10 protein-coding genes and 1 pseudogene are annotated in these 19,673 nt (G+C 47.7%); 8 read left to right on the top strand and 3 right to left on the bottom strand.

Features of this window, described 5'->3' with window-relative positions; translation table 11 throughout:
• Positions 1-407 precede the first annotated feature (407 nt).
• The gene (locus V6C93_RS15620) at positions 408-1,271 is read left to right on the top strand and encodes a tetratricopeptide repeat protein (protein WP_333477589.1); all 864 of its coding nucleotides are present in this window, start codon (positions 408-410) and stop codon (positions 1,269-1,271) included.
• 78 nt (positions 1,272-1,349) lie between these two features.
• Here V6C93_RS15620 and V6C93_RS15615 read toward each other — a convergent pair whose 3' ends face one another.
• Positions 1,350-2,105: a DUF4886 domain-containing protein gene (locus V6C93_RS15615; protein ID WP_333477588.1), complete on the bottom strand. Its 756-nt coding sequence runs from the start codon at positions 2,103-2,105 to the stop codon at positions 1,350-1,352.
• A gap of 221 nt (positions 2,106-2,326) precedes the next feature.
• Between V6C93_RS15615 and V6C93_RS15610 the strand changes: the two genes are divergently transcribed.
• The 4 genes from V6C93_RS15610 to V6C93_RS15595 all read left to right on the top strand — a co-directional run bounded on the left by V6C93_RS15610 (position 2,327) and on the right by V6C93_RS15595 (position 9,199).
• Positions 2,327-2,800, top strand: coding sequence for a TspO/MBR family protein (locus tag V6C93_RS15610; protein WP_333477587.1), 474 nt, complete (start codon positions 2,327-2,329; stop codon positions 2,798-2,800).
• A gap of 402 nt (positions 2,801-3,202) precedes the next feature.
• Entirely contained in the window at positions 3,203-4,789 is a 1,587-nt protein-coding gene (locus V6C93_RS15605; protein ID WP_333477586.1) for a glucose-6-phosphate isomerase, read from the top strand.
• A 367-nt stretch (positions 4,790-5,156) separates the two neighbouring features.
• Positions 5,157-5,864, top strand: a complete 708-nt coding sequence (locus V6C93_RS15600; RefSeq protein ID WP_333477585.1) for a response regulator transcription factor — start codon at positions 5,157-5,159, stop codon at positions 5,862-5,864.
• Positions 5,865-6,259: 395 nt separating this feature from the next.
• Positions 6,260-9,199, top strand: coding sequence for an MASE1 domain-containing protein (locus V6C93_RS15595; protein ID WP_333477584.1), 2,940 nt, complete (start codon positions 6,260-6,262; stop codon positions 9,197-9,199).
• A 107-nt stretch (positions 9,200-9,306) separates the two neighbouring features.
• On the opposite strand, the pseudogene V6C93_RS15590 reads toward V6C93_RS15595, so the two are convergent.
• Positions 9,307-9,543 (bottom strand): annotated as a pseudogene (locus tag V6C93_RS15590) (transposase); the annotation flags it as partial.
• 15 nt (positions 9,544-9,558) lie between these two features.
• The gene (locus V6C93_RS15585) at positions 9,559-9,921 is read right to left on the bottom strand and encodes a cupin domain-containing protein (protein ID WP_333477583.1); all 363 of its coding nucleotides are present in this window, start codon (positions 9,919-9,921) and stop codon (positions 9,559-9,561) included.
• 159 nt (positions 9,922-10,080) lie between these two features.
• Here V6C93_RS15585 and V6C93_RS15580 point away from each other — a divergent pair, with 159 nt between their 5' ends.
• The 3 genes from V6C93_RS15580 to V6C93_RS15570 all read left to right on the top strand — a co-directional run.
• Positions 10,081-14,457: a filamentous hemagglutinin N-terminal domain-containing protein gene (locus V6C93_RS15580; protein WP_333477582.1), complete on the top strand. Its 4,377-nt coding sequence runs from the start codon at positions 10,081-10,083 to the stop codon at positions 14,455-14,457.
• A 106-nt stretch (positions 14,458-14,563) separates the two neighbouring features.
• Positions 14,564-16,927, top strand: coding sequence for a filamentous hemagglutinin N-terminal domain-containing protein (locus V6C93_RS15575; protein WP_333477581.1), 2,364 nt, complete (start codon positions 14,564-14,566; stop codon positions 16,925-16,927).
• Between the two features lie 90 nt (positions 16,928-17,017).
• A partial coding sequence (locus V6C93_RS15570) for a CHAT domain-containing protein (protein WP_333477580.1) occupies positions 17,018-19,673 on the top strand: 2,656 nt, incomplete at its 3' end.

The raw sequence follows: 19,673 nt of genomic DNA, 5'->3' as shown, positions 1-19,673 counted from the left end.
CAGAGTCGTTACCCATCCGATGGAGTGGCTCAAGTTTAACTTACTGAAATCGCCTGTGGCGCAGTGTTCCGTGCGATCGCTTCTTAATAGTTCTTCTGTACTAATCAACTAGACCTTCACCGGGAAGTTTGACAGCTTGTCTTTTGACGCCTTCGTGTTGCTTACCTCAAACTGAGTTCGGTAACTATGCGTGAATTAACATGGAGAAAATTCTATCAATCCTATGGATTGTGATCGCATTATTCACGTTTGCCTTGGGGCGTCCTAGCCTCGCAGCTGATACATTAAGCGGTGCCAATTTCTTTTTATTTTTCCAGTTTATAGCTGTTATTTACTAAAATAGCATGAATCGTTGCTTCCAAATATTTTTCAGTTTCTGCCTTGCGATCGGGCTTATTTCAGCGTCAATGACAGCACCAGCGAAAGCCGTATCTTTAGCTATTGAACCTAAGAGTGCAATGGAGTTGTTTAAGGGGGGATTAGAACAAGTTCAAAACGAAGACTACGAACGAGCGATAGAGTATTTCACCCAAGCGATTGAGTTTGATTCGGAATTTGCTGCCGCTTACAGCAATCGATGTTTAGCGTACATCCAACTAGGAAATTATACCAAAGCAACTGAAGATTGCACGGCAGCACTAAAAATTAATCCTAATAATACAGAAGCTTATCTAAACCTCGGTTTAGCGTATCATAGACTGAGGAATCATGCAGCAGCGATTGCTGAGTATGACCAGGTTATAGAGCGAGAATCGAATGATTTACGCGCCTACTATAATCGAGGATTAACACGTTTTGAACTGCAAGATTTTGAGGGAGCGATCGCCGATTATAATCAAGCGTTAAGTAACAGCGCTCGCACGTCCACTCCGCAACTGGTGGAGATATACAATGATCGCGGTTTAGCACAGCTGATGTTGGGAAGTGTGGAAGGTGCGATCACAGATTTTTCCTTAGCGATTAAGCTCGATACTAATAATCACCGAGCCTTCTACAACCGAGCCTGCGCCTGTCACCGAATGGGTGATTTATCGAGTGCCGTTCGTGACTTTACGGCGGCGCTACAACTTGACCCTAACCGTGCTGAAGCGTATGTCAATCGGGGTATCATTCACCACGAATTAGGGTTTCAACAAGCCGCACTATCTGACCTGAAAGCAGCATCGAAACACTTTCATGAACAGGGAAATCGAGTGGCTTATCAGCAAACGCTGGCGCTGATCGAGCGGTTGCAGTTGCTGTTGCGATCGTGGGATGATGCGATCGCGTAGGAGTTTTGTTTTCGTGACAAAACAGTCTTGCTCTGTTTGGCATACTTCATTACTTTTTCTAGGAGGAGATACCAAGAGCTATTGTCCAACCGTTACACTTTCAACAGTCTGCCAAGCAATGCGCTGGATGAAAGAAGCCTGTGACTCGCTAATGCCAAGTGATTTATAACTAGTTGAGCCTACAGGACTCTCGTTATAAAGAATCCCATAAAATACACAGGCTGCCATGTAAGACCCTAAAAGATTAGGATGGCTTCCATCAGCATCATAAAGAATTACATTGGCATCTTCTTCATGGACTTTCTGCCAAGCAATTCCCACGGGAGCAACAACACCATCAAGCTGTCTGGTGATACTCATGTAAGCGTCGGTCAAATTTCTTTGGGTTTCGGGTGTATTCTGCCGCGCCCAGGTTAGAAAGAAAACTGTATTTGCTCCAACTTTTGTGATTTCAGCATCGAACAATCGGGCATAGTGATACATTATTTCTGGCTCGATAATGGGGAGCATACTTTGTTCTTGTAGTACCACATAGTTCCACGACCCCTGCTTCAAAACTCCAAGAGCATTTCCATTATCCCAGTGTGTCTTGAGGGTAGCACCTCCCAGTGCAACCATCTGGATTTCTAAAGTTTTGGGCTTGCTCGTGGATGCAGCTAACTGCGTAAGTAAAGAGGGTAAGTTGTTGACATAGGTGTAGCTATTCCCAATAAATAAAGCTTTAATGGGTTGATCTATCGCTGATTTGTTAATGGCTGAATGATTCTTATCTGTGTTAGAACGACAGCCAAATAAGACGAATGCTATCAAAAAGACTATTATTAGTTTTCTCATAGCCTTTATCTTAAATTTTAAGGATCATGATGTAGTCATACTCGTTTAGGCAAGTATAGCCGAGGCATCTGAGGCTCTTGGTGAGGTGCGATCGCAACAGCCAAACAAAGACTGGTTCACACCAACGGTTGATTCCCCCAATCTCTGAACTTGGCACAATCAACCTATAGGGCTTATCCTGACTTCACCGGGAAAGTCAATAGGATAGGGAAGGTAAGGTAATGATTAAATCTTGGATGGTGATAGGGGCTGTAGCCCTCCTAGTCGTGTTGGCTGGTGGATTGATTTCACGCGACGGTGCTAGATGGTTCAACCGCCTACAGCGTCCGAGATGGTTAACGTTTGAGGCAGCGATTCCCTTTATCTGGACTGTTATTTATATCTGCGCAGCCTGGTCAGCCTATATTGTTTGGGAAAACGCCCCAGGTAATAGCAAAACTTGGTGGCTGATGGGCTTGTATGTGCTGTTGGAACTTGTTACCACCGCCTATACACCAGTCATGTTCAGACTCCGTAGCCTCAAAGTGGGTACAGTGATTGGTGGTACGGGTGCTTTGATTGGCATTATTTTGGCAGTACTGGTCTGGCCTATTTCCATATGGGCTTCTTTGTTACTACTGCCCTACGTGATATGGAGTCCAATTGGTACCTATACTACCTGGGATATGATACGCCTCAATCCTGGAGATGCTTAGGTTGACGCTTGAGAAAATGAAGGTCTGACTTTTCACGTCATGGGGAAAAGCCCACGAAAAACCTAACTCCCTAACCCCTTTCCCACCTCCCCCTGCCCCCTCCTACGAGGAGGAGGAAAAGGAATAGATTTGTTGTTGGAAGGGGGAAAAATCAAAGCCTCTCTCCTTGTAGGAGAGAGGTTTTCTACATCCCGTGAAAAGTAAGGATAAAGATAGGGTCACTGAGAACTCCACTAAAGCAGCTCGGATACGATTTTTACGCTTTACCATCGATAACTACTGAATCGCGGGTGAATTTACCGAGTAGATTGTGAAATTTTTGCGCGTTCTAACCAAACCCTACATTTGAGTCCTCTTAAACTTGTGATTGGCAAGACACGAAAGTTTGAGAGCAATTATTTTATGGACGCCGCTACTCTTTGGCAACGCTACCAAGACTGGTTATTTTACCATAAAGGGTTAGAATTTTATCTCGATGTCAGTCGTATGCGGTTCGATGATTCTTTTGTCGAGGCAATGCGACCGAAGTTTGAGAAAGCGTTTAAGGAGATGGACGCCTTGGAGAAAGGTGCGATCGCCAATCCTGATGAAAACCGCATGGTTGGACACTACTGGCTACGAGACGCCGATTTAGCCCCAACCCCAGAACTCCGGCAAGAAATCCTCAACACCCTTGAACAAATCGAAGACTTCACGGAAAAAATCCAGACGGGTGCCATCCATCCCCCTGGAAAGTTCCAATTCACCGACGTCATTTCCATCGGTATTGGAGGTTCCGCCTTGGGGCCTCAGTTTGTAGCCCAAGCCTTGGCACCTGTCTCTCCAGCGCTGACTATTCACTTTATTGACAATACCGACCCTGCTGGGATTGATAAAGTCATGGTACAGCTGCAAGACAAACTCTCTAGCACCCTAGTCATCGTCATCTCCAAATCTGGCGGAACGCCGGAAACCCGGAATGGCATGATTGAGGTGAAGAAAGTTTACGAGTCCAAGAATTTGAACTTTGCCTCCCATGCGATCGCAATTACTGGCACAGACAGCAACTTGGATAAGCTCGCTAAATCCGAAGGTTGGCTAGCCACCTTCCCCATGTACGACTGGGTAGGAGGACGAACCTCAGAACTGTCAGCCGTGGGACTCTTGCCAGCCGCCCTGCAAGGCATTGACATCCGCGAGATGCTCTCTGGTGCCAAAGAGATGGACGCCGCCACCCGCATAGCCAAGATTGAAGAAAACCCAGCCGCCCTGCTAGCCCTCTCCTGGTACTTCGCAGGGAATGGCAAGGGTGAGAAAGATATGGTGGTGTTGCCCTACAAGGACAGCCTGCTCCTCTTCTCACGCTACTTACAGCAGCTGGTGATGGAATCTCTGGGTAAAGAGAAAGACCTAGAGGGCAATATTGTCCATCAGGGAATTGCGGTCTATGGCAACAAAGGCTCAACTGACCAACATGCCTACGTGCAACAGTTGCGGGAAGGGGTCGCTAATTTCTTCATGACGTTCATTGAAGTGTTAGAAGATCGAGAAGGAACCTCCCCGGAAGTAGAACCCGGAGTAACCTCAGGAGACTATTTATCAGGTCTATTGCAGGGTACTCGACAAGCCCTGTACGAGAATCTGCGGGACTCTATCACGGTAACGATTCCCCAGGTGAATCCCCGGACTGTGGGGGCACTGATTGCCCTGTACGACCGCGCTGTGGGTCTTTATGGTTTCCTGGTGAATATCAACGCTTACCATCAGCCAGGGGTCGAAGCTGGGAAGAAAGCGGCGGCGGCGGTTCTGGATTTGCAGAAGCGGGTGATGCAGGCCCTGCACGAAGAAGGTGCTGCCCTATCTCTTTCTGAGTTGGCTCAAAAAGTAGAAGCGACTGATCGGGTTGAATCAATCTATATTCTAGTGCGTCATCTCCAAGCTAACCAACGAGGTGTTGTCTTAGAAGGCAATCTAGGAGAACCGAGCAGCTTGAAGGTGTCGGCGAGTTGATCAGACATGGGTGCTGTAACAACCAAGGAGTTTCTGGTTTGATTAGCTAGGTGTGTCAAGAGTCAATCGTCAGACCTCAAAAGAGATTTTGGCTTTTTGACTTTTGGCTTTTGGCTTTTGGCTTTTGACCACGGATTAGCCCGAAAACTTGACCCACGCTCTAGAGTGGCTCCTGTCCACCTTGAGAAAGAATTCATGTAATACGAATTTGCCGACAGGAGCATGAGATCTGGGAGGGAGTCGCTGTACACTGAGTTAGGGCTCCCTTTTAGCCTTCAGAACCTAAAAAAAATAGTTTTCTGGTTTCTGTTGAGTTAGGCAGATATGACCTAGCGTAAGAGTAGACTCGCTCTTAGATCAGTACCCCATGCCATTGCTTATCCTGGTTGCAGACGACAACCTGGGAACCCGCCTTTCTGTAAGTGACTATCTGGAGATGTCTGGCTACTCAGTCATCGCAGCTGAAGATGGTCAACAGGCACTCTCGATGATCGAAACGCACCATCCTCATGTACTGGTTACAGATATCAACATGCCCCGAATGGACGGGTATGAACTGGTGCGGAAAGTTCGCCAGCACCCATCGTTTCGCGTGTTACCTGTGGTCTTTTTAACCGAACGCACCGATACAGAGGCACGAATTAGGGGTTACCAGACCGGGTGCGATGTATATTTACCCAAGCCTTTTGAGATGCAGGAATTGGGTGCGGTGATTCGCAATCTGTTGGAACGTCAATACGAGTGGCGATTTTTTTCTGGGGACAGGCCAGGATTGACCCAGCCTGACGTGATCACCCTACCCGATCGCCTATCCGATTGGCAATCGCCATCAAAAATAGACAAGATGCAAGCCGAGGCGATCGCTCCCAGCCCCCTAGTGATCGATCTGACCGAACGAGAAAAGGAAGTGTTAGTTTTGCTCGCTACAGGTCTATCCAACGTGGAAATTGGTAAAAAGCTGTACCGCAGTCCTCGGACAATCGAAAAGCACGTCAGTAGCCTCTTACGAAAGAGCGAAACGACTAATAGAGCTGAGCTGATACGATTTGCATTAGAAAATCGTTTAGTAAATTAAATAACTAATTTTTTAACATCAGGAGAGTAATGGTTCGGAATTCTGGCTAAATAACTAGTGATTCCTGAAAAGACTACAGCCAAAATTTATAATTACCTGACCCTAATAGCGGCTACTTATTATGTAGTAAATCCTAGCCTTTTAGGTCTTTTCAGGTGATAAATAATTCAGAAAATGGATGCAATTCAAGTCTTTTAAATCACCCGATTGGGTGATTTAGCTTGACTTAAGTGGAAACCTGCCAGAGAGCGCTTTATAAAAGCTTTAATTAATAAGTCTTTCGGCTCATCCACCTGGGGGAAGACGAAAAGTATTCAATGATAGAAGCTATTTTTAGAGGTGATTTTCTGAAAGAAAGCAAGAATGAAACAGAGAATTTTAAGGGTCGCAGCAACATGAATCTACAAAACCTTATGCCCCTGAGACAGAGACACTGTTGGCGATATTTTGCCGTCGTCGGCGCGATCGCTGTTGCCTACTATGGTGCAGCTAAGCTTGCCGTCTCATCTCTAGGGCTGGGTTTAGAGGCTTCCCCCTTATGGCCTCCCGCCGGAATTGCCTTGGCAGGCTTGCTCTTGGAAGGACGGCGTGTCTGGCCGGGGGTAGCACTAGGGTCTTTCTTCTGGTGCCAGTCACAGGTATCTTTGGTCATGGCCTTTGCCTTAGCTTTCGGCATCACTTTACAAGCTCTGGTTGGAGCAAAAGTATTGTCCTGGGTAAAGTTTTGTCCCTCCCTGAAACGGCTGCAATATGTCCTACAGCTAGTTGTCTGGGGAGCCTGGGGTTCGCCCCTCGTTAATGCCAGCATCAGTACACTCGTTGGCTGTTTGGGCGGTACCGTTGAGCCTCAGAATTGGCAAGAAAACTGGTGGACTTTGTGGGTGGGTGATGGCATGGGAATTTTAATTGTCACCCCCATACTGTTGATTGGTCGCCATTGGATGACGAAGGTTAGATGGGCAATAGCGCTGGCGCAATGCCGACAGAAATGCAGGCAAATTTTAGAGAGGAAAGGTAAGAATTTGTGGCTACAGAAAAGTTTTACAATCTCTCCCAAACTCTCACCTTGTAATACACCTTCTGAGGGCGAAGAAATGCCCACTCCAGCTGAAGCTGTTATCTGCTTTACCCTGTTGTTTATCGTCAGCTGGTTGGTTTTCGGGTCAAAACCAGCGGTTGAGATGCCTCACTATCCCCTGGAATATCTCCCCTTTCCTTTTGTTATCTGGGCTGCGATTCGCTTCACTCAGCGAGGTGCAATTATGGCAATCCTGATGGTCTCGATTATTGCCATTTGGGGAGCCATGCAGGGCGTCGGACCCTTTGTAGGAAAGACTGACATCAAACAAGCCGTCCTGTTTTTACAAGGCTTTATGGGTGTGGTTTCCATCACGGGATTAGTCTTAGCCGCCGCTGAATCGGAGCGTGCTCGTGCCGTGGATTTACTCAAGGAGCGAGAAGCGAGTCTGGCTAATGCTCAACGCCTAGCTCAACTGGGAAACTGGGATTTTTATGAGATGTGCAATGAATCATCTTTACCTGAGCAGAAATTGCGGTGGTCAGATGAACTGTATCGCCTCTTTGGTTTCACCCCCAAAGCATTTGAGCCGAGTTGGGAAACTCTTTTTAGGGTTGTTCATCCCGCAGACCGCGATCGCGTGGGACAGGCAATTCGAGGCGCTCTCCGAGACAATAAGCCCTACTCTCTGGATTATCGGATTGTACTGCCCAATGGTTCAGAACGCACAGTTTGCGAACAATCGGAGATTTACAAGGGCGGTATCAGAGGCACAGTACAGGATATTACTGAGCGCCAGCGAACTGAAGCGCAACTCCGAGCTGCTGCTGAGCACGTTAGCGAAGCGGCTGAAAGGCAGCGCTTGTTAGCAGAGATGGCGATGCGGATTCGGCGCTCTCTCCATCTCGATCAAATTCTGAACACTACAGTAGCCGAAGTCCGAGAATTTCTCAACGCAGATCGTGTCTTTATTGGTCAAATTGATGGGATTTCTCAAGAGTTAAAGGGTAGTCAGTTGGCAAATGAGACTCCTATCGCTGCTACCACTGCGCTAAGACAAGTTGAAAGGTCAACCTTTCAATCCTCAAACCAACAAACTTTCAACCAAAAAACCTTCAACCAAAAAACCTTCAACCTTCAACCTCCAACCCTTCAACCCTCAAACCTTCGACCTTCAACCCGGTTAAAAGGTGTAGTCATTGCTGAATCGGTAGACCCTAGTTATCCCTCTGTTCGCAACATGATTGTTGATGATGAGGAAACGATACAAGGCTGGCGATCGCTATTTAACCAGGGTCACGTCGTTGCTGTTGAGGATACCAGAGCAACCCCTTGCTCCTGTCAAATCGCCGAGCAGCACACCGAATATCAAGTCGCAGCCATCTTAGCCGTGCCGATTTGGGTAGGAAATGAACTATATGGAGCCTTAGTCGTTAACCAATGTAGCCAGCCGCGTCACTGGCAGTCATGGGAAATTGACTGGCTTACTTCACTAGCGACACAAGTTGCGATCGCTATCCAGCAAGCGGAGCTCTATCAACAGATTACAGACCTCGCCGTTCATTTGGAATCCCAGGTAGACGAGCGAACCCAAGAACTCACCGCTAAAATGACCGAACTTCAGGAACTCAACCAACTTAAAGATGTATTCCTGCAAGCCGTTTCCCACGATCTCCGCACTTCTTTGTTGGGAATGTCAATGCTATTAAATAATTTGTATAAATCAGCGGCAGATGCGGTAAACCTTTCTCGGCCTTTGCTAGAACGAATGCTCACCAGCAACGAGCGTCAGCTGAATTTAATCAACTCCCTTTTAGAAGATCATTTTAACGAAGAGCGTCAATTAGAACTGCACTGCCAACCAATACAGCTAGAGCAATTGTGTCAGGACTTAATTACCGACTATTCGCCTATGCTGGCTCAAAACCAAGCGACTCTGATTCAGAAATTCCCGCCAAATTGCCCGTTCATCAATGCTGATCCAACTCAGCTGCGGCGAGTCTTGGAAAACTTGCTCACCAATGCTTTAAAACATAACCCACCAGGACGGAACCTGAATTTGGAAGTTACCCTAGAAAACCAAAAGATTTGCTGCACTCTTCAGGATAACGGCGTGGGAATGAGCCAAGAACAACAGAATAGTCTGTTCAAACTTTATATTCGAGGGTTGCATACGAAGCATTTAACAGGTATTGGTTTGGGTTTGTATCAATGTCGCCAAATTGTTAACGCTCACGGGGGAGAAATTGGTGTTATTAGTGAACTCAATGCTGGCTCAAAGTTTTGGTTTACGCTGCCTGCTGAATGCAATTGCTAATATTGTGATACGAAGTTGCATTCAAACGTATAAATCTCTCTTTCTCTTACCTCAGCGTTCTCTAATCCTGGAGCGGTAGCCTACGGCAAGCCGAATAATAGTTAGCTTTACCCAAAGATGTGGTTTTGCTGAAAGCACAAAAAAAGGCAAAAAACCTGCCGTAGCAGGGCGGACAAATTTATGACCAAAAAAGTAATAGCAATAGCTGTTTGAGAGGTATTAGCTAGTTGACGCATAACTCTATTCAAGCTAAATCTGCGTTTAGAGACTCCAAATTTTCCTTCAATACCATTACGAACTCTCTCGTCTTCTAAAGCTTGCTTTTTCTTTTGTTTGCTGATAGATGAGCGTCGGGTACGTCACGCATCACGATGCACGATGTCAGGAGAAAAGGCTGGCAGACACACGGCAATATACTCCGCACCTTCTGGAGAGGGAGTGCTGTAACGAACCCACTCACCTTTCCGAGCTATCACAGCCTGTCCCGCCTGAACCTCCATCTCGCCCCCTTCGTATTCAACGTGCAGCATTCCCTTCAGCACAATGGTAAATTCATCAAACTCCGGGCGTTGTCCGGGTTCCATCCAGCCACTGGGAGAGCGCATATGGGCGATACTGACAGCTGAAGTTTGGGTGGATACGCCACCGATGTATTCGTCGATTAATTTAGGCTTGTTGCCTGCTGCTTCAATGCGAGTGGGTTGTGCAATTAGTTGCGGCATGGCTAATAGGAAATGGCTAGAGTTGGCTGAAAATGAGGCTGAAAATTCTTGAGACTTCTCAGTCAAATCCAGCCAAAGTAAAAACATTATCAGCTTTTACAGAAACAACATCCTCCCACCGGAGGATATATTAGAAGTGTTTGCTTCAAGGGGTCTACTGTGAGTACAAGTAGGGGTTGTGGGTTGGAAAGGACGAGTATTCGGATAGGCATTGGGACACTCGCTCAACTATTTGCGATCGCAATCCTTCCCACTCCCCCGATGCTGGCACAGATTACGCCTGATACTACCCTAGGGACTGAAGGCTCTCTCGTGACTCCGGGTGCCAATGTGCAAGGGCTTCCCGCTGACCTGATCAAAGGCGGCGCACAACGGAATACCAACCTGTTCCACAGTTTCCAAGAATTCAACGTGAACAGTGGGCAGCGAGTCTACTTTGCTAACCCCATCGGCATTGACAACATCTTCAGTCGTGTTACTGGGACGAATGTCTCTAATATTTTGGGAACGTTGGGCGTCAATGGCCATGCTAACCTGTTTTTGCTCAATCCCAATGGCATCATCTTTGGCTCAAACGCCAGACTCGACATCAATGGTTCGTTCCTAGCCACCACAGCCACTAGTTTCCAGTTTCCCGGTGGAACCCAGTTTAGTGCCACTAACCCTCAAGCACCGCCTTTGTTATCGATTAATGTTCCTCTTGGGGTGCAGTATGGCTCACAACCTGGAAATATTACTAATACTGGTAACTTGACAGCGGGTCAAGACTTGACGCTGGCGGCAGGGAATCTGAACTTACAAGGTCAGTTAAGTGCAGGCAGAGATTTAACGCTGCAAGCACAGGATACCGTGCAGGTAAGGGACAGTGCAATTAACCCATTTGTTGCCTCTGCGGTTGGAAAATTGATGGTGCAGGGTAATCTTGGGGTGGATATTTTTGCCTTGAATCATCTCAACAGTGGGTTCTACTCCGGTGGGGATATGGTGTTACGCAGTGCCAACACCGTCGGAGGTGATGCTCACTATTGGGCCGAGGGAAATTTTCGGATTGAAACGTTGGATGGGAGTTTGGGGAATCTTTTCAGTCCCTATGACCCGATTATTTTGTCGAGTGGAGATGTCAGTTTAGGAAACTATACGGGTGCATCGCTGCACATAGTGGCGGGTGGGAGTGTAACCCTAGGTAATGTCAGCATTACAGGAACCGATACAGCTGCCAATTCCATCCATCCCGGTAACACAACACCGATTAACAACGCTCAAACGATCGCTTCCCTCGCGAGTGTGACTCTATCGGATGGTACGCCGATTACGATTCAAGGCAACACAACTCCCACCCTGGATGTGCGGGCGGGTGTGGACTGGTCGGCGTTGGGCGGTTTTCCAGCACCTGACCCTACTGTGTTCGGGACTAACCCTAATCCCTCACTTGCACCTGCATCGGGTGCCAACATCACAGTTGGCACTATCAGCAATCCAGGGGGGCTGGTCTTTTTAACCAATCAGTATCGACCTAATCCTAATTTGGCGGGAGATATCACTGCCAATCAAATCTCAACCGCTAACCTATCAGTGGCTAGCAATAGTGGCGATATCATCCTGGATGCTACAGGGAACGTTTCCGTGCCTGGGACATCTGATGCTGGGGGAAGAAACTTCGCACTAGGTTCTTTTGCTGATATTTATAATTCAGGCGATACAGGAAATGCAGGCAGTATTACTATCAAGGCGGATGGAAATATCTCAATTGGTTCGGGTTTAGCTCTGACGAACTCGAATTCCTTTGGAGCCATTAATACCTCCGTAAACACGCGTACTGACAGGGGAAATGCTGGAAATTCTGGGGGCGTTCAACTGACCAGTACCAACGGTAATATAGGGGTTAATGGAGGCATATTCACGAATTCAACTTCGGAAAGAGGGGGAAATGCGGGGAACTCCGGAAACGTTATATTACGAGCACTCCAGGGCAGTATTAATATTATTCCCAATTGGGCAGGTGCGATTATCACGAGAACGGACAGTAGGCCGATTACGGATAGTCGAGGTAGGGTGATTGCAATCGGTACGACTGGTGATGCAGGGAGTATCGAGATTGACGCTCGTGCCATTAACATTCAAGGCAGACCGTCTTCTAGTGACCGAGATATTACGGCGGAATCTACCCGCAATGGTTTATCGGGAAACATTATTTTTAACAGTCAAACTCCACTGAATTTAACGGAACTCCAAATTGGTACAGATGCCGGGGATGGTGGTAGTGGAAATGTTACAATCCAGGCTCCATCATTAACCTTAAATAACACCCAAATCACTACAACAAGTCGTGGTGAAAATGCGGCAGGGGATATTAGGATTGCAACGGGTGGTTCTGTGGTGCTGACCAATAATTCCTCCCTAAAGAGTAGTTCTCTGTTTGGAGGCAGTGGAAATGGGGGGAGCATTCAGATTGCGGCTAGCAATTTGACTGTAGAGCAGCAGTCATCTGTTGAGTCCACGAGTGACGGCTCAGGAAAGGTAGGCAATATTCTGATTGATGCCACAAGTGGTAAGGTACTGTTGGATAATGGCAGGATTTCCAGTGTGGTGGAATCAACGGATGCTGAAAATACGGCTGGAGATGTCACCATTAAAGCCGCCGCGATCGAAATGCGGAATGGGTCAATCTTGGACACTAAGAGTCAGAGTACCCGATCGCACCCCAGTTCAGTCACGCTCCAAGCTCGCGATCGCATTGATATTACCAACTCTCAGGTACTCAGCGACAGCCAAAACAACACAGGTGGATTTGGTGAGATTCAGATTCAGGCTACACAAGGGTCTGTTTTTCTAAACCAGGCTACCGTAAGTGCCAAAAATCAAGGTTCTGACAAGGCTGGGGATATCTTTATCAGTGCTCGCGATCGCATTGATATTACCAACGCTCAGGTACTCAGCGACAGCCAAAACGACGAAGGCGGATTGGGTCAAATACAGATTCAGGCTACACAAGGGTCTGTTTTTCTCAATCAGGCTACCGTAAGTGCCAAAAATCAAGGTGCTGACAAGGCTGGGGATATCTTTATCAATGCTGGCGATCGCATCACGATTGCCAATAGCAATATTTTGGCAGATGGAACTTTTGGAGGCATTTTCGTCGGGTCTAGCTTCAGCGACCCTGATGCAGGTGCCCATCCCCAAACGATTGCGATCGACAATAGCAACTTAACAACTACAAATGCAATTGTTAATGGTGCTGGGGACGCTGGAGAAATCTTCCTAAGAGCAACTGGCGGCACTTCAATTACCAACAACAGTAGCCTTTCCGGTTTTACTGTTGGGTCAGGTCAGGGTGCAAGCATCGATATCACAACAGGTTCACTGTTGCTGGATAATTCCAAGCTTGATGTGGCAACTCAGGGTGAAGGAAATGCAGGTACTGTAAGGATTCAAGCCAGCGGCTCCGTAGCTATACAGCAACAAGGTCGAATCCAAAGCCGCGTGGAATCACCTGGAGTCGGCAATGGAGGAAATATAGAAATCATAGCTCCTGCGATCGCTATCAGCAATGGGGCAAGTATTCAAGCGCAATCAACCGGAGTCGGCAATAGCGGCAATATCGACATTACAGGCTCGGCGATCACTATCACCAATGGAGCGAGTATGCAAGTTAATCACAATTCAACGAATACTGCCGCCAATGGTACAAGTTCCAATGCCGGGAAGATTCGAGTTCAAGCCAACACCCTCACTCTAGATAATGGAGCAGCGATTACGGCTGAAACCATCAGTGGGAATGGTGGTGATATTGAGCTCGTAGCCAAAGATCTGAAACTGTACCGCAACAGCGTCATTTCCACCTCTGCTGGCTCCCCCCAAAATCCCGGTAATGGCGGCAGAATCAGTATTGATGTGAGAGGCGGGTTTGTTACTGCTGTCCCTAAGGAAAACAGCGATATCATTGCCAATGCCTTTGGGGGTCAAGGCGGTCAAATTACAATTCAGGCTTTACGAGTCGTAGGATTGCAAGCGCGATCAGGTTTATCTCCAGAGGAACTGCAAGCGCTCCGCTACAACGGCACCAGCGATATTAGTGTGAGTTCCAATGCCGGTCTACAAGGAAACATACAAATTGAGAACCAGTCTCATGACCCTTCTCAGGGACTTATCGAATTAAGCGTAACTCCCGTAGACCCAGCAGGCTTAATTTCTCAAGACTGTGCCGCTGCAAATCGTCAAACGACCAAAGATCAGAGTACTTTTTTCGTGATTGGACGAGGAGGATTGCCCCCAGCGCCAGATGACCCCCTCAGCACTGGAGGCGTGTCGCCACCTTGGGTCACTCGCCACCTTGGGACAGCCAGTAATGCAGGGCCTGTTGTGGCACTACCTTCGAGTCAACCAAAACCTCCACTCGTAGAAGCTCAGGGCATAGTGATTGGCTCGAATGGGGAAGTAATTCTCACTGCCGAATCTGCAACCACGACCCCCCATCAATCTGGATTTTCGGCCCCAAGGTGTACTAGAGAGCAGTCAACAAAGACGAATTTCTTCTAGGCTTTTCTGCCAAATCCAGTCGGCTTAAGCCAGATAGCAGATTTTGTAAGCACAGGCTCCCCCTTTGGATGGATATATTGGAACTGTTTGCTGCAAGAGGTCTGCCGTGAGTAGAAGTAGGAATTTTGGGCTGGAAAAGACAGGTCTCCTGGAAGCCCTGTGGGCATTTGTTCAACTGTGTCTAGTCGTTGCTCTACCCAATATCCCTACATTGGCACAAATGACTCCTGATACAACTCTAGGGGCTGAAGGTTCCCGCATTACTCCGGGTGCCAATGTGCAAGGGCTTCCTGCTGACTTGATAGAAGGCGGCGCAATCAGGCAGTCCAACCTGTTTCACAGTTTTTCAGAATTCAATGTTAACAACGGGCAGCGAGTCTACTTTGCCAACCCCATAGGCATTGACAACATCTTTAGTCGCGTTACTGGGACGAATATCTCCAATATTCTGGGAACTCTGGGCGTCAATGGGAAAGCTAACCTATTTTTGCTCAATCCCAATGGCATTATCTTTGGCTCGAATGCCAGACTCGATATTAATGGTTCGTTTCTAGCAACCACAGCCAATAGTTTCCAGTTTCCTGATGGAACCCAGTTTAGTGCCACCAATCCTCAATCATCATCCTTGTTGTCGATTAATGTTCCCCTTGGGGTGCAGTATGGAGCGCAGCCAGGGAAAATTACTGTCAACCAGACAAATCTAGAGGTTAGTTCTCAACAAAATTTACAAACAAGTTTAACCCTACTCGGTGGAGATGTAGAGCTAGCTGCTAGTAAATTAACTGCTCCAGGGAGATTCCTTGAGCTGGGAGGATTAGCAGGTGAAGGCAGTGTTGGCTTGAAAGTTGATGGCAGCTTGGTGATGTTGGGAGAATTTACAGGGATGCACGCGAATGTATCCATCAGCGGGACTACTATATCCGCCACAGCTACCGGGACATCCGATAAGGCTAGCGGTGATATCAGCATGACTGGGCGTAACATTCAGATTACTGATAGCAAAATTGAGAGTGTCGGCAATGACCAATCCTACGGCACGATAACGATAAAAGCCTCAGACTCGGTTTTCCTAAATAACACTATCCTCGACACTCAGAATAAAAATGGTGTTGGAGGGGATGTACTTATCAATGCGTCTAACCAAATTTCAATTACCAACAAAAGCAAAATTTCCAGTGAAGGCTCTTTCGGACAAATTTTAATCGGAAGTAGCGACCCTGATGAAGCAAAAGATCCAATTAAACCAAGAACAGTTGTAATCGACAACTCTACATTGACATCCGAGACGGCTTCTACAGATGGAAATTCAGATGATCCGGGCTTAGTCAGCATTAGAGCGAACGATAGTGTAGAGATTAAGAATGGAAGCCAGCTCAATGCTACTACCTCTGGGATGGATGACGCTGGCAATATCGCCATTTCTGTTCCTAATGGCACAGTTGTGATTAATAACGGGAGCAAGCTACTCAGTGAGGCAACAAAAGACGCACAAGGTAACGCTGGATATATTGAAATCAAAGCAAGAAACCTTTTAATCGATAAGGCTCAGGTAAGCATTAACGATCAGTCGCTCGATAACCCAACAAAGGCCACCAATGTTGATATTAATGACCTTGATTCCTTTGATGATATTGATGATATTGAGAAGTTACCTGGGAGGATATACATTAGTGCCGAGCAGATGACACTGGATAATCAGGCCAGAATCGAGGCTAATTCTGCATCAGTGGACGGCGGCAACATTTACATTGAAGCCTCAGAGTGGCTGCTGTTGCGTCGAGGCAGCCTGATATCAGCCGAAGCTGACACGGCTCAACAAGGAGGCGGTGGCAAGGGCGGTAACATCACAATTAATGCGAAGGACGGGTTTGTGGTGGCAGTTCCCTCAGAAAACAGTGACTTCATTGCCAATGCCTTTGATGGTGATGGTGGAAAGATCAATATCGCTGCCAAGAGGATTTTTGGTCTGAAACGACAGAGAGGGCAGAGTACTAGTCAGCTAAGAAGCAATCGCAGCAGTGATATTAGTGCCAGTTCTAAATTTGGATTTGAAGGGGAAATAGAAATCAATACTCTAGACCTTGACCCCGCTCAGGGACTTGTGGAACTGCCCATAACCCTAATAGACCCCACAGGCTTAATTGCCCAAGGCTGTGAATCTCGAAACAGCGGAGTTGCCAAAGGGCAGAGTACATTTGTCGTCACGGGACGGGGAGGATTGCCCCCCAACCCTGATAACCCCCTCAGCACTGGAGCCACACCTCCCCCTTGGGTAACTCGTGATAGTGGGAAAGCCAGTAAAGCGGCGGCTGTCGTTACGTTACCTTCTAGTAAACCCACTACCACATTGGTGGAAGCTCAGGGCATGGTGATTGGTTCTAAGGGGGAAATCATTCTCACTGCCGGGGTTGCAGCGGCGACCCCCCATCCGTCTGGGTTCTCTGCCTCAGGGTGTTCTGGAGAACGGTAAAGCATTTGATCGTTCCTATGGGCAAGAGTCACAGACATGATGAACCTTCTTGCCTTCATGTTCACTAATTAAATTCAGTCAATTTTCAAGATGGCAAGTAAACGAATTGTACTTCTGCGTCGGTTACAGAAGTTGGGAATAGTGAGGCTGAGTAATTGGGACTTGAGAAAGGCTCAGGCAAAATCTAGACTTCCCAAATTCAAATACCGCTATGGATTTTTGGCTATTCTAACGGCCTTGTACTGCGTGGTGGCTTTGCCAATGGTGGGAAGGACTGCAACACCCAAAATTGCCGCCAATTCCTCTATCTCAGTTGTGAAGGCTCAGTCCTTGCCGCTGTCCTCAACTCTCCTGGCAATGGTAGCTGACTCTACAGCTCAACCCCTGCCGAATATAGCTAAAAATGCCGAAAGCTTGGATCAACAAGCCAAAACCCTGTATTTAGCAGGGCGATTTTCAGAAGCCGTAGCCGTTTTGCAGCAACTGCTCCAAGTGTACCAGACGAATGGCGACCTCCTGGGACAAGCGGTGGTACAGAGTAATCTCGCTTTGAACTATCAGCAATTGGGGCGCACTCAGGAGGCCACTCAGGCCATTGCCGCTGCACTCAAGGGAGTGGAAAAAACACACAATTCCTCTGAGCGGTCAGCCGTTTGGGCACAGAGCCTTGATGTTCAGGCGAATCTGCAACTGGCAAAGGGAGAAGCGGAACAGGCTGTGGCAACTTGGGAACAAGCGGCTGCACTTTACAGCCAGTTAGGAGACACGAACAGAGCCACTCTGACGCGCATTAACCAGGCGCAGGCATTGCAGGCGTTGGGACTGTATAAGCGGTCGGTTTCAACCCTCCAGATGTTAAAACAGTCCCTGGACAAGCAACCTGATTCTCTCGCTAAAGCGTCGAACCTCCTCAGCTTGGGAGAAGCACTTCGGGTGATCGGAAACCTGGAGGCGGCGGCAACTAACTTACAGGAAAGTCTAAAGATTGCCCAAAACCTCAAATCCCCCGATGCCATTGGTTCAGCTTACCTGAGCTTAGGCAATCTTGCCAGAACTCAGGCAGACCAGAAAATAGGCCAAGCACAGCCAAAAGAGGCTGAGAAACAGCGGCAAGCCGCTCTCGATTTCTACCAGAAAGTCTCTGATACCGCTGCTACCTCACAAACTCAAATCCAAGCCCAACTGAATCGCCTGAGCCTGTTGCTCGAGATGAAGAAGTGGCAAGAGGCGCAAGCCCTTTATCCTCAGGTACAAGGTCAAATCGCGAACCTGCCTGTCGGTCGTCCTTCCATCTATGCTCAGGTCAATTTAGCCCGAAGCATGATGAAATTACACAGTAGGGGTGACGAAAAGCCGTCCTCGACACCAGAAGCGGGCGCACCCCAAGATATTGCCCAAATTCTGGCTGTAGCTTATAAACAGGCGGAACAATTAAATGACGGGCGATCGCAAGCCGTTGTCTTGAGTGATTTGGGCCATTTGTATGAACTGCAAAATCAATGGACTGAAGCCGAACAACTGACCCAACGGGCACTGGTTCTATCCCAGCAATCCGTGAATGCCTCAGATATTGACTATGAGTTTTCCTGGCAGCTGGGTCGCATTTTCAAAGCACAAGGCAAATATCCAGAAGCGATCGCAGCTTATGACGAAGCATTTGAACGGTCGCGATCGCTCCGGGCTGATTTGGTAGCCACCAATCCAGATGTGCAGTTTTCCTTCCGAGACAGTGTAGAACCCGTCTATCGCCAATTTGTAGACCTGCTGTTAACTCCTCCATCTAACGAAGCTGAGCCTCTCCAGAAAAATCTGCAAAAAGCTCGTGAGGTATTAGAAGCGCTACAAGTCGCACAGCTGCAAAACTTCTTACAACAAGCCTGTGAGGAGAAAAGACTGGAAATTGATCGCATTATTGATCAAAAAGACTCACACACTGCCGTGATTTACCCAATCATCCTGGACAACCGATTGGAAGTCATGGTTAAGCTACCCAAGGAAGAACGGCTATATCGCTCCTCCACCGCACTTTCTAGGGATAGCGTTGCCAAGACATTAAAACAATTCAAAACCACTCTAGAAACCGAGAGTCCGTTTGATCAGCCGGTGAAAAAGGTGGGTAAAACCGTTTATGACTGGCTGATTGCACCTTTTAGCGATCGCCTGGAAGCAGGTGGCATCAAGACCCTGATCTTCGTCTTGGACGGCTCCCTGCGAACGATTCCAATGGCTGCTCTTTACGATGGAGAACGCTACCTGGTTGAGAAGTATGCCGTCTCCTTGGTTTTGGGTCTAGAGGTGCGCGACCCCGAACCCCTACTTCGTCAAAACATGAAGGTACTGGCAGCCGGTTTGACTGATCCTCCGAAAAAGTTTGAGAACACCTATAGCAAACTGCAAAATGTACAACGAGAACTGGATGCGATCAACGAAGCCCAAATCCCCGTTAAGCGTATCCTCGACCAGGCATTTACTAGGAAAAATTTCCAGCAAGCGATGAATTCAAACAGTTACCAGGTCGTTCATCTAGCAACTCACGGTCAGTTTGGGGCGACGCGGGAGAGGACTTATTTACTGGCTGCTGATGACGCGATTTACGTAGACCAGTTGAGTGAATTATTCCGCACACGCGGACAACGTCGAGAAGACGCCGTAGAACTATTGGTTCTCAGTGCTTGTAAGACAGCAAGCGGAAACGATCGCGCCGTTTTGGGGATTGCCGGAACAGCCGTACAGGCCGGTGCACGCA

The sequence above is a fragment of the Allocoleopsis sp. genome, from assembly GCF_036703385.1.
Lineage (GTDB): Bacteria > Cyanobacteriota > Cyanobacteriia > Cyanobacteriales > Coleofasciculaceae > Allocoleopsis.
Note: the sequence above shows the minus strand (reverse complement) of the source record. Positions and strands in the feature narration are given on the sequence as shown.

What these genes read in the sequence shown, in the direction of transcription:
- V6C93_RS15615 (WP_333477588.1), bottom strand. Translation starts at nt 2,105, where the DNA reads ATGAGAAAACTAATAATAGTCTTTTTGATAGCATTCGTCTTATTTGGC.
- V6C93_RS15610 (WP_333477587.1), top strand. Translation starts at nt 2,327, where the DNA reads ATGATTAAATCTTGGATGGTGATAGGGGCTGTAGCCCTCCTAGTCGTG.
- V6C93_RS15585 (WP_333477583.1), bottom strand. Translation starts at nt 9,921, where the DNA reads ATGCCGCAACTAATTGCACAACCCACTCGCATTGAAGCAGCAGGCAAC.
- V6C93_RS15620 (WP_333477589.1), top strand. Translation starts at nt 408, where the DNA reads ATGACAGCACCAGCGAAAGCCGTATCTTTAGCTATTGAACCTAAGAGT.
- V6C93_RS15595 (WP_333477584.1), top strand. Translation starts at nt 6,260, where the DNA reads ATGAATCTACAAAACCTTATGCCCCTGAGACAGAGACACTGTTGGCGA.
- V6C93_RS15605 (WP_333477586.1), top strand. Translation starts at nt 3,203, where the DNA reads ATGGACGCCGCTACTCTTTGGCAACGCTACCAAGACTGGTTATTTTAC.
- V6C93_RS15600 (WP_333477585.1), top strand. Translation starts at nt 5,157, where the DNA reads ATGCCATTGCTTATCCTGGTTGCAGACGACAACCTGGGAACCCGCCTT.